We start from the raw sequence: 11,142 nt of genomic DNA, 5'->3' as shown, positions 1-11,142 counted from the left end.
GCTTCCACCGCACCCTGCTCGAGGAATGGGCCTACCAACGCCCCTACCACTCAGAAGCAGAACGACAAGCCGCGTTCCCCGCATGGCTGGACTGGTACAACTACCACCGACCCCACACCGGCATCGCAGGCCAAACCCCCGCCGACCGCGTCACCAACCTGTCCGGACAACACAGCTAGGGACTGGGGACCGGGACTGGGGACCGGGGACGCAACGGCCCGCTGCAGGTGTAGTCGGCCGTCGCCGCGGTCCCGTCCGGCCCGACCGTCGGCTTGGCGTAGTCGCAGACCATATCGGCGAGGTTGTTCATCGCCGGTTCGGCCCGCTCGAGGATGGACAGGTCGACCGCGGCGGCCATGGCCTTGCTCACCTGTCCCGGCGAGTCGCCGTCGTCGAGCCGGGCGGTGATCCGGCCGGTGCAGGCGAAGCGGGGGATGTCCGTGGTCGCGCTCTGCTTGCAGGCCGGCTGCATCCCGGTCGCGTCCTGCAGGCTGTTCTCGACCTCCTTGGGCCGGGAGGCATACAGCTGCTGCAGCGGGGTGTACTCGGTGTCGGGCACGAACAGGTCGTCATGGTCGGCGATCTGCTCGTCCAGGTAGCGGTCGTACGCCACTTGGAGCTGAGCGTCGCCGCCGAGGCGGTTGCGGAAGGCGTCGAAGCCGGCCACGTCGTCCGAGCGCAGGTGACCGTACATCTCGGCGAGCAGCTCTGGCCGGTCGCGGCCGAGCATCGCGAAGAAGGAACCCGCGTAGCTGTAGAAGCGGAAGCCGTCCTCCGCGTATGCGGCGTGCAACAGGTCGCGGACGGTCATCCTCGGCCCGCCGTTCTGCGTGTCCCGGATGATGGAGCCGATCAGGTCCTTGCGCAGTCTCACGCCGTCGTCACGGGTCGACCCGGCCAGGTACTCGGCCATCCCCTCGTCGAAGGCGGTGGTGCGGTCGCCTTCGTACCACGGTCCTTCGCCGAAGAAACCGGGCACCGCCCAGCGGCCGTTGAGGTAGTGGACGTACTCGTGCCGGAAGAGCTCTTCGAGGCTGAGCCGGGAGTCCTCCGGGACGCGACGCTGGTAGGTGTAGAAGGTCGCGCCGTCCTCGATGTAGACGCCGCCGTTGTCCGTCCCCATGTCGTACAGGTAGGGGTGGAACTTCTCGTAGTCGGCGCGGGAGGCGTAGAGCCGTATGTTCAGCTTGGTGTTGGGGTCCTGGGCCAGCGGCTCCCGGGTGCCGAGGATGCGGAAGAACTGTGCCCTGACCTGGGCCGAGGCGTAGTACAGCTGCTCCACGGTGGCGTTGTCGAGCGAGGTGCGCACCTCGATGCCGCCGTTCTCGTAGCCGTAGCGTCGCGGGAAGACCTCGGCCTCGACGTCCGAGCGGCAGGCACGCAAAGGTGCGCACAGGTGGTGGAATTCCAGCCATGAGGCCAGGGAGAGCCATGGCGCGGAGAGCCTGCCGTAGCGCTCGGCGGCGACGGGGAACAGCTGTTGCAGATCGCTGACGACCGCCTGCTCCAACGGTTCGAGGGTGCTCAGCCGGCCGTACTCGCCGAGGCCGTCCCGGATCAGCCAGATGTGTTCGCCGGCCAGGTGGGTGGAGTCGGCGAACGCCCGGAGCGCGGCCCGATAGCCGGCGTCGGCCACGACGGCTGCTTCGAAGCCGCCGTCGCTGGTGGTCAGTCCGCGGAAATTGATGGCGAGCGCGTCCAGGGCATTGTTGCGGTGGACTTCGCTCTTCCACTGGTCGGTGCTGCCGTCGACGCTGTGCAGCAGCTTCCCGAGCAGTGCCAGGTGGCGTTCGCGGACGCCGCCCGTGTCCAGCACCACCAGGAACTCGTGCATGGTGCCGCCGGCGAGCGCCGAGTCGTCGAAGACGTGCGGGTTGGCCGTGAAGGCGTCGGCCGCGCGGCTGACTGCCGTATGGAAGGGCGCGCCCCCGAGATCGATCTCGTCCTGATACCAGTCGTGGTAGACGGCGGCGTGCAGGAACCACCACAGCTCGTACAGATGGCCGGAGTTGCTGCCGTCGTTCTCCGGCGCTACGGCGGTGATGCGGGCGAGTACGGCCTGTGCGTGCTCCGGGGTCAGCACCCGCGCCAGATCGGCGTCGTAGGTCCACACCAGTTCGCGGAGACAGCTTTCGACCGTGATCTCGGGTGCGGAGAGAAAGTCGACAAGCTGATGTGGAGACAGTTTGGCTACGTCGGCGCGAGTGCAGGGCACCTGGGCGGCGGACGGGTCGCGGTGTCCTTCCGCGGGGCCGGCGTGCGTGGGACGCTGCGCGACCTTCGCGGCAACGCCCTGAGGCGACGCGGTGAGCAGCGCGCCCTGAGATGTACGCGGGACGGGCACGGAGGACGGTGAGACCGCGGGTGCCTTGGCACGCCGATCGACGTGCTCTGTGCGGGAGTTTCGGGCGTCGCGGGAGTTTCGGGAGTCGCTGGAGTCTCGGGAGTCGCGGGAGTCACTGAAGTCGGCATCGCGGGCGTTGCCGTGGCCCGCTCCTTCCGCTGCCTGGGCAGGTGCCGGCGCAGCGGTGAAGCCGACCATGAAGGCCGCCACTAACAAGGCCACTAACGGTGCGACCGCCAGAATTGCTCGACGGTGGGGACGTCCGAGCCTGGACATGGAGAGGAGTCCTCTCGAGAGGTGAAGCGGCGGTAGCCGCCGGTCGAGAGGTAGGGTGTGACATTTTACTGGTGCGGATAAAGGAAGAATCCGGCCAGAGTCCCGAAATGCCGTCCCGTCCTGCTCCGAGACGGAGCGTCAATCGACCTGTGACTCTTCAGAGTTACCGAGGGCATGGCCGTCATGTCCGGCTTCGTCCGCCTGCCCGACGGAGGCCTCGCTCGCACCGTCGGCGGCGATCTCCCGGTCGGCCCACAACGTACGGACGTGACCGAGATGGTCGCGCATGCGGTCCTCAGCGCCCTCCGCGTCGCCCGCCAGCATCAGGTCCAGGAGCTGCTCGTGCTCCTCCGCCGAGGCGACCAGAACGCCCTTCTCCGCAAGGCTGGTCAGGCCGTAGAGCCGGGAGCGCTTGCGCAGATCGCCGACCACCTCCACCAGCCGCTGGTTCCCTGCCAGGGACAGCAGCGAGAGGTGAAAGCGGCGGTCGTGCTCCAGATAGCCGATGAGATCCCCCGCGCGGGCAGCGGCCACGATCCGCGCGGCGATCGCACGTAACGCCTCCAGCTCCCCGCGGTCGGCTGTGCGGGTGATACGCCCCACCAGCGGCACCTCTATGAGACGGCGGATCTCGGTGTACTCGTCGAGGTCGCGCTCCGAGACCGCGGTGATCCGGAAGCCCTTGTTACGAACCGGCTCGACCAGGCCCTCCTTGGCCAGGTCGAGCATGGCCTCCCTGACGGGGGTCGGGGAGACGCCGAACTGCCCGGCCAGCGCCGGAGCGGAGTAGACGACGCCGGGGCGGAGTTCACCCGCGATGAGAGCTGCCCGCAGAGCGTGGGCCACGTGATCGCGGATGTTGCGCCGCTCCGGCACAGCGGGCAGCTTCAGGTGGGAGCCGTGCTCGGCGACCATGGCGCTTCTCCTCGGGCGTCGAGGGCGTGAGGGCGGGGCGGTCAGGGCGGTGAGGTGCGATGACGACGGAACCGTCCGGACAGGTCATGACCTGCCGTCAAGTATCCGTGGGCTGAGGCCGGAAGGGGCCGGCCTCAGCCCACCGATGAGTAGGCGACCACGCCGCGCAGCAGCCCGTCGACCGCCCGCCGCGCGTTCCTGCGCACCGGGCTGCCCTCCGGGGCGGCCTCCGCTATCTGCCCGAGGACGTCGATGACCTGCTTGGACCAGCGCACGAAGTCGCCCGCGGGCATGTCGGCCTCGGTCAGCACCGCGTCGAGCCCGTGCCCGGACGCCCAGCGGTAAGCCGCCCAGGCGAAGCCGAGGTCGGGCTCGCGCTGGCCTACGCCCTCGGACTCGCTGATGCGGTGCTCCTCCTCCTTGGCGTCCAACCGGCCCCAGATCCGCACCATTTCGCCGAGCGCCTGCTTGGCGTTGCCGGTCGGCAGCTTCGGCGGCAGCGCGTCGTCCGCGGCCCTGGCCTCGTAGACCAGCGCGGACGCGCACGCCGCCAGCTCGGCCGGCTTCAGCCCGTCCCAGACGCCCTCGCGCAGGCACTCGGAGGCGAGCAGGTCCAGCTCGCCGTAGAGCCTGGCCAGCCGCCGCCCGTCCTCGGTGACCTCGTCGCCGTGCAGGTATCCGAGGTCGGAGAGCAGCGCATAGACCCGGTCGAAGGTGCGGGCGATGGTGTTCGTACGGCCCTCGATACGCCGTTCCAGCTGCCGGGTGTCGCGCTGCAGGCGCTGGTGGCGCTCGGCCCAGCGGGCGTGGTCCTCGCGCTCGTCGCACCCGTGGCAGGGGTGCGCCCGTATCTCCGAGCGCAGCCGCGAGATCTCCTGGTCGTCGGCCGCGGCCGAGCGCTGCTTGCGGTGCCGCTCGGGCGCGATGTGCCCGGCCTTGGTGCGCAGCGCGGAGGCGAGGTCGCGGCGGGACTGCGGGCTGCGCGGATTGAAGGACCTGGGGACCCGCATCCGCTCGAGCGGCTCCACGGGCACCGGGAAGTCGATGGCGGCGAGCCGCTTGACCTGCCGCTCAGCGGTGAGGACGAGCGGCCGCGGGCCGTCGTGATACTCGAAGCCGCGGTGGCCGTTGGCGCGGCCGGCGGGCAGCCCGGGGTCGAGCACCAGCGCCAGGCCCGCGTACTTGCCCGTGGGGACATGGATGACATCGCCCGGCTTGAGCTTCTCCAGGGCGACAGCGGCGGCCGCGCGCCGCTGCGCCGCGCCCTGCTTGGCGAGTTCGGTCTCGCGGTCCTTGAGCTTGCGGCGCAGCCGCGCGTACTCCTCGAAGTCCCCGAGGTGGCAGGTCATGGCCTCGCGGTAGCCGGACATGCCCTCCTCGTTCTTCTGCACCTGCCGGGAGATCCCGACCACCGACCGGTCGGCCTGGAACTGCGCGAAGGAGGTCTCCAGCAGCTCGCGGGAGCGGTGCCGGCCGAACTGCGAGACCAGGTTGACCGCCATGTTGTACGACGGCTTGAAGGAGGAGCGGAGCGGGTACGTGCGGGTGCCGGCCAGGCCGCCCAGCGCGATCGGGTCCATGGCGCGCTGCCACAGCACCACCGCATGGCCCTCGACGTCGATGCCGCGCCGCCCGGCCCGCCCGGTGAGCTGGGTGTACTCGCCCGGCGTGATGTCGGCGTGCTGCTCGCCGTTCCACTTGACCAGCTTCTCCAACACCACGGAGCGGGCGGGCATGTTGATGCCCAGGGCCAGGGTCTCGGTGGCGAAGACGGCCTTGACCAGGCCCCGGACGAACAGCTCCTCGACGATCTCCTTGAACGTCGGCAGCATGCCGGCGTGGTGCGCGGCGATGCCCCGCTCCAGGCCCTCGAGCCACTCGAAGTAGCCCAGCACATGGAGGTCTTCGTCCGGAATCGCGGCCGTGCGCTCCTCGACCAGGGCCCGGACCTTCGCCCGCTCCTCGGTGCCGTTCAGCCGCAGGCCCGCATGCAGGCACTGCTGTACGGCCGCCTCGCAGCCCGCCCGGCTGAAGATGAAGGTGATCGCGGGCAGCAGGCCCTCGGCGTCGAGCCGGTCGATCACCTCGACCCGGCTGGGCGTCCAGATCCTGCTGCGCTGGCGGCGCTCGCGCTCGCGGTCCGCCTCCCGCAGATTGTTCCTGCCGCGGCGGCGGTCCCGCCCGCCCGCGGGCCGGCTGTTCTCCATCCGCGCGAGCCGTACGAGATCGGGGTTGACCTCGCGCCTGCCGCCGCCCGGGGTCCCGTCCCTGGCGTCCTTCTCCTCGAACAGGTCGTACATCCGGCGGCCGGCGAGCACGTGCTGCCACAGCGGGACCGGGCGGTGCTCGGAGACGATCACCTCGGTGTCGCCACGGACCGTGTCCAGCCAGTCACCGAACTCCTCGGCGTTGGAGACCGTGGCCGACAGGGAGACCAGGGTGACCGACTCCGGGAGGTGGATGATGACCTCCTCCCAGACGGCCCCGCGGAAGCGGTCGGAGAGGTAGTGGACCTCGTCCATGACCACATAGCCGAGGCCGGTCAGGGCCTGGGATCCGGCGTAGAGCATGTTCCGCAGCACCTCGGTGGTCATGACGATCACCGGGGCCTCGGAGTTGACGCTGTTGTCGCCGGTCAGCAGGCCGACCTTGCGCGGCCCGTAGCGCTTGACCAGGTCGTTGTACTTCTGGTTGGACAGGGCCTTGATCGGCGTGGTGTAGAAGCACTTGCGGTTCTGGGCGAGCGCCAAGTGGACGGCGAACTCGCCGACGATCGTCTTGCCGGAGCCGGTGGGCGCGGCGACCAGCACACCTTTTCCGGCCTCCAGGGCCTGGCACGCCTCGATCTGGAAGGGGTCGAGATCGAAGTCGTACATCTCGCGGAACGGCGCGAGCGCCGTGTCCTGCTCGGCGGCGCGGGTCCGAGCGGCGGCGTAGCGCTCAGCAGGGGACATGTCCTCGGTCATCGTGCTTACGAGCCTACCGGCCGCCTCTGACAGCGGTCTCGATCATTAAGCGCCCAGGACCGACCCGGGCCGGTCGCGGACCCGCCCGTCAGGTGACGTCGTCGAGCCCCTCGCGCCGGCCGTCCTGGCCCGAGCTCGCCTCGGGCAGCGCGGGCGGCGCCGCCACGGGCTCGATCTCGCCGAGCTCCTCGGGGGTGAGGTCCAGCTCGGAGGCCTCGTCGTCGGCGGGACCCGCGGCAGCGATGCGTGCCGCGCGGAGGTCATTGAGGAGTGAGATCCCGACCGCCGCGAAGTAGAGGACGACGATCGGGGCGGCGAGCGCGATCATCGTCAGCGGGTCGGTGCTGGGCGTGATGACCGCCGAGAAGACCGTGATGCCCATCACCATGGCGCGCCACCAGCCGAGCATGCGCTTTCCCGTGATGACCCCGCCGAAGTTGAGCAGTACCAGCAGCAGCGGCAGCTCGAAGGAGAGGCCGAAGACGATGACCATGCGCGTGACGAGGTCGAGCAACTTGTCCAGGGGAAGCAGGTTGTCGACCCCGACGGGGGTGAACTCGATGAGGACCTTCGCGGTCGTCGGCAGCACCCGGTACGCGAAGTAGCCGCCGATGAGGAAGAGCGGGAAGCCCGCCGCGACGAAGCTCAGCGCGTACTTCTTCTCATGGCGGTGCAGGCCGGGTGCGAGGAAGGCCCACAGCTGGTACAGCCAGACCGGCGAGGCGAAGATCACACCCGCCATGAGCGACACCTTCAGCGCCAGCGTGAAGGGCCCGAGCAGATCCATCATGACGATGCGGGCGCAGGTCGTACCCTTGTGCGCTTCGGCCAGCTCGGCGAATGACAGCTCGCAACCCACCGACTCCAGCACCGGTTTGGTGATGAAGTTGATGATCGCCTCGTAGAAGAACGCGGCGACGACGGCGGCCACCACGATGGCGAGGAGCGACTTCACCAGCCGGTTGCGCAGCTCGCGCAGGTGCTCCACGAGAGGCATCCGCCCCTCGGGGTCCTTCTCCTTCTTGCGGGCAGACTTGAGCAACCCACGTCCTCATCTCGTGCGGCGGGCCGGCCCCGGTCCGCCCTGATCGGCTCGGGTCAGCGCTGCGTCGTACGGTCGGTGGGCTCGGTCACCGGGCGCGAGCTGCTCACGTCGCCGGGAGCCGCCTGGATCGTACGGGGCGCGGGCGGAGCCGTCTGGTCCGCCGGGGGGTCTGCGGGAGCGGAGGCCGACTGGTTGCCCTCCGACTTCATCGCCTTGGCCTCGCTCTTGAGGATGCGGGCCGACTTGCCCAGGGAGCGGGCCATGTCCGGAAGCTTCTTGGCGCCGAAGAGCAGGATGATGACGACGAGGATGAGAATGATCTCGGTGGGGCCGAGCTTTCCGAACATAAGCGTTTACCTTCTCACCGAGGCGACATGGGGTGGGCCGCCCGAACAGCCGGATTTGCGCCCGACTGCCCGTGCTGGCAGCGATCGTAACCCGCAGGGGTGAACGCTGGGCAATCCCCGTGCGGACGACCGGTTGCGGCCCACGCCTCGCTCCTTGAGCCGCTTCACCGCAGCGTACCGTCCGGATCGGCACGACTGGAGGGTCGCATCAGGCCCCGCCCCCATTCGCTCGGTTCGCCAGGCGTCAGTTCCCGACGGATTCCCCGGCGTTCGACGCCGCAGACGCGAGCGGGACCGCCGCCCGCTCCAGGTCCTCGGCGGCACGCGTGATGCGCAGCGAACTGTCCGCCACCTGCCGTGCCAGGCGCCGCACTTCGACGAAGACCCGGATCGCGAGGACTCCGAGCACAGCGATTCCGCAGAAGCCGAGGGCGATGGCGAGCATGGGCCAGAGCATGAGGGTGAGCCTAGTGGTGAAGGCGGAGCGTACGGACGCCGCCGTCCGTGAGCAGCTCCACAATCCGGTCGCCCGCGGGCTTGCGCACCGCGGCCCCGCAGTCGGGGCAGGTGAAGGTGTAGAACGTGGTGCGACTGCTGGCGCCGATGGCCAGCCGGATGGCGTCGGAGGCCAGCTCGAACCGGCCCCGGCAGTCCGGGCAGGCGGCTTTGAAGATCACCGCGGTGGGCACCATGCGTCGCTTCAGTCCCTTCACTCGCCGTAGCCCGCGAGGGCGTCGCAGGCCGCCTGCCGTGCGCTGTCCGCGAGGTCCCGCGGGGAGACGATGCGGCCGTCCCGGCCGAGCCGCAGCGCAAGGCGGCGCAGCGAGGTGGGGTCGGGGGTGCGGAGGGTGATCCGCAGGCCGCCGTCGGGCAGTTCCTCGGCGCTGTCGTGCGGGTAGTACTCGGCGACCCAGCGGCCTGCGGGACCGGTCTCGACGACGACCTCGGGGTCCTCCGCGGCCGGCTGGACCAGCCCCTCGGACAGGTCGCGCAGCTCGATCGGGGGCGGGTCGGCGGGCTGGTCGAGCAGCTTGATCTCGGCGACCCGGTCGAGCCGGAAGGTCCGGCGCGCCTCCGAGAGCCGGCACCAGGCCTCCATATAGGTGTGGCCGACGGCGAACAGCCGGATCGGGTCGACCTCGCGCTCGGTGAGCTCGTCGCGCGCGGGCGAGTAGTAGCGCAGCCACAGCCGCCGCCGCTCGGAGATGGCCCGGTCGACGTCGGCGAAGACGCCGCCCTCGGATTCGAAGGTGACCGAGAGCCGGGAGCTGGCGCCGGCGGCCTCGCCTGCCGCCGCCTCCAGCTTGGCGGTGGCGCGCAGCAGGGCCTGCCGGTCGCCCTCGCGGAGCCCGGGGAGGGTGGCGACGGCGCGGGCGGCGACCAGGAGGGCGGTGGCCTCGTCGGCGGCGAGCCGGAGCGGCTCGGCGACGTCGTCGGGGTTGTGCCACCAGATGCGGTCGCCGTCGGTGTCGATGTCGAGCAGGTCGCCGCCGCGGAAGCTCGTACCGCACATGGGGAGGACGTCGAGGTCGGCGATGAGCTCGTCCTCGGTGATGCCGAAGGCTCGGGCGACGTCGCCGACGCGCGCGCCGGGGCGCTCGCGCAGGTACGTCACCAGGGAGAGCATCCGGCGGGTCTGGTCGATCGCGTTCGTCGCCATGGGATCCCGGATCCTCTCAGCCCTTGGCCACGGCGCGCAGCCGGTCCACCACATCGGCCCGCAGCTCGCCGGGTTCCAGTACGACCACGTCGGGCCCGAACTCCACCAGCCAGGCGTCGAGTCCGTGCCCGTACGGGATCTCCAGCTCGTCCCAGCCGTCCCCGGCGGACCGGGTCGACAGGGCCCTGGCCCGCAGCGGATAGCCGGATCCCGCGCGCAGCCGGATGCGGGCGGTACGGGTGGCGGTCTCGCCGGCCCAGCTCTCGACGGTCTCGCGGACCGTGACGTGGTCGGGCACCGGGGCGGTGAAGGCGGCGGCCCGGGAGCGGACCCGGCCGGTGATCCGGGAGAGCCGGAATACGCGCTCCGCGAGGCGGTCGCGGTCCCAGCCCGCCAGGTACCAGTGGCCGCGCCAGCACTCCAGGGTCCACGGCTCCACGTGCCGGGTCTCGGGGCGGGCGGCGGTGGCCTTGCGGTAGGCGAAGGTGACGGGGCGGCGGTCGCGGCAGGCGAGCATCAGCGGTTCGAAGGAGCTCTCGTGGGCCGGGATGCGGGGCTCGAGGGCGCTGTGGCCCTCGTACGCGTCCTCGGCGAGCGGCATGCCGGCGGCGCGCAGCTTCTGCAGGGCTCCGCTGGCGGCTCCGGCGAGCCTGGCCTGCTGCCAGACCTTGGCGGCGAGGCCGAGCGCGGCGGCCTCTTCGGCGTCGAGGGCGACGGGCGGGAGGCGGTTGCTGTCGCGGCGGGCGAGGTAGCCGGTGTCTCCGTCGAGGCCCTCGACGGTCTCGATGACGAGGCCGAGCTCGCGCAGGTCGTCCTTGTCGCGCTCGAACATGCGGTTGAAGGCGTCGTCGCTCCTGGCCGCAGCGGTCGCGGGTCCGAACGCCTCGACGTAGGCCTCGATCGAGCCGCGCAACTCGCGCTTGCTGAGCGGACGCCTGGTCCCGAGCAGGCACAGCGCGAGATTCATCAGCCGCTCGGCCTTGGCAATGGCCATCGACGCCCTTTCTCGTTGTGCTTCCGCACCGATGACCGTACCGGTCCCGGGACCGGCGGCAAAAGCCGAGTGCCCATGCCGCGAGGGGCATGGGCACTCGTGCAGTTGGCCGGAATTGTTTCCTGGGGCCCGGGTGCGTCCGGGCCGCCGGGCGGGGTCAGACCGAGACGAGGTCGCAGACGAAGATCAGCGTCTCGCCCGGCTTGATACGGCCGCCGGCGCCCCGGTCGCCGTACGCAAGGTGCGGCGGAATGGTCAGCTGGCGGCGGCCGCCGACCTTCATCCCCTGCACGCCCTGGTCCCAGCCGGGGATGACCTGGCCGACACCCAGCTGGAAGCGGAGCGGGGTACCGCGGTTCCAGCTGGCGTCGAACTCCTCGCCGGAGCTGAAGGCCACGCCGACATAGTGGACGGAGACGGTGTCCCCGGCCTTGGCGACCGGCCCTTCGCCCTCCCAGATGTCCTTGATCTCGAGGTCGGCCGGGGGCTCGCCGCCCGGGAAGTCGATCTCGGGCTTGTCGATGCTCACTGCGGTGCTCCTAGAGGCGGAACTTGTCGGAATCGGTGCCAGTCTTGCAGACGGCGAGCATGTCGA

11 protein-coding genes are annotated in these 11,142 nt (G+C 70.5%); 1 reads left to right on the top strand and 10 read right to left on the bottom strand.

Annotation, left to right across the window (positions count from 1 at the left end; genetic code table 11):
- Positions 1-179: integrase core domain-containing protein (locus ACTWQC_RS21980; RefSeq protein WP_443317488.1), on the top strand; the 179-nt coding region annotated here is incomplete at its 5' end.
- Here ACTWQC_RS21980 and ACTWQC_RS21975 read toward each other — a convergent pair.
- The 10 genes from ACTWQC_RS21975 to ACTWQC_RS21930 all read right to left on the bottom strand — a co-directional run bounded on the left by ACTWQC_RS21975 (position 176) and on the right by ACTWQC_RS21930 (position 11,076).
- Complete coding sequence (locus tag ACTWQC_RS21975) at positions 176-2,344, bottom strand: collagenase (RefSeq protein WP_443317482.1); 2,169 nt, start codon at positions 2,342-2,344, stop codon at positions 176-178. The genes ACTWQC_RS21980 and ACTWQC_RS21975 overlap by 4 nt on opposite strands.
- Before the next feature lie 414 nt (positions 2,345-2,758).
- Positions 2,759-3,535, bottom strand: a complete 777-nt coding sequence (locus tag ACTWQC_RS21970; RefSeq protein ID WP_443317481.1) for a GntR family transcriptional regulator — start codon at positions 3,533-3,535, stop codon at positions 2,759-2,761.
- 134 nt (positions 3,536-3,669) lie between these two features.
- Entirely contained in the window at positions 3,670-6,501 is a 2,832-nt protein-coding gene (locus ACTWQC_RS21965) for a DEAD/DEAH box helicase (RefSeq protein ID WP_443317480.1), read from the bottom strand.
- Between the two features lie 88 nt (positions 6,502-6,589).
- On the bottom strand, positions 6,590-7,543 hold the full coding sequence (tatC, locus tag ACTWQC_RS21960; RefSeq protein WP_443317479.1) for a twin-arginine translocase subunit TatC: 954 nt from the start codon (positions 7,541-7,543) through the stop codon (positions 6,590-6,592).
- A gap of 56 nt (positions 7,544-7,599) precedes the next feature.
- A complete protein-coding gene (gene tatA / locus ACTWQC_RS21955; protein ID WP_443317478.1) occupies positions 7,600-7,893 on the bottom strand; it encodes a Sec-independent protein translocase subunit TatA in 294 nt (97 codons plus the stop codon).
- 244 nt (positions 7,894-8,137) lie between these two features.
- Positions 8,138-8,350 carry a hypothetical protein gene (locus ACTWQC_RS21950; protein ID WP_443317477.1) on the bottom strand — a complete coding sequence of 71 codons (213 nt, stop codon included), beginning with the start codon at positions 8,348-8,350 and terminating at the stop codon, positions 8,138-8,140.
- A gap of 10 nt (positions 8,351-8,360) precedes the next feature.
- Positions 8,361-8,585, bottom strand: a complete 225-nt coding sequence (locus ACTWQC_RS21945) for a hypothetical protein (protein ID WP_443317476.1) — start codon at positions 8,583-8,585, stop codon at positions 8,361-8,363.
- A 17-nt stretch (positions 8,586-8,602) separates the two neighbouring features.
- A complete protein-coding gene (locus ACTWQC_RS21940) occupies positions 8,603-9,553 on the bottom strand; it encodes a helix-turn-helix transcriptional regulator (protein WP_443317475.1) in 951 nt (316 codons plus the stop codon).
- Between the two features lie 16 nt (positions 9,554-9,569).
- The gene (locus tag ACTWQC_RS21935) at positions 9,570-10,547 is read right to left on the bottom strand and encodes a helix-turn-helix transcriptional regulator (protein ID WP_443317474.1); all 978 of its coding nucleotides are present in this window, start codon (positions 10,545-10,547) and stop codon (positions 9,570-9,572) included.
- A gap of 157 nt (positions 10,548-10,704) precedes the next feature.
- Positions 10,705-11,076 carry an FKBP-type peptidyl-prolyl cis-trans isomerase gene (locus ACTWQC_RS21930; RefSeq protein ID WP_443317473.1) on the bottom strand — a complete coding sequence of 124 codons (372 nt, stop codon included), beginning with the start codon at positions 11,074-11,076 and terminating at the stop codon, positions 10,705-10,707.
- Between the last annotated feature and the right edge of the window lie 66 nt (positions 11,077-11,142).

The sequence above is a fragment of the Streptomyces sp. 8N616 genome (genome assembly GCF_052246385.1).
In the GTDB taxonomy this organism is placed as follows: Bacteria; Actinomycetota; Actinomycetes; order Streptomycetales; family Streptomycetaceae; genus Streptomyces.
The sequence above is the reverse complement of the archived record's forward strand: the minus strand, read 5'-3'. Positions and strand labels throughout refer to the sequence as shown.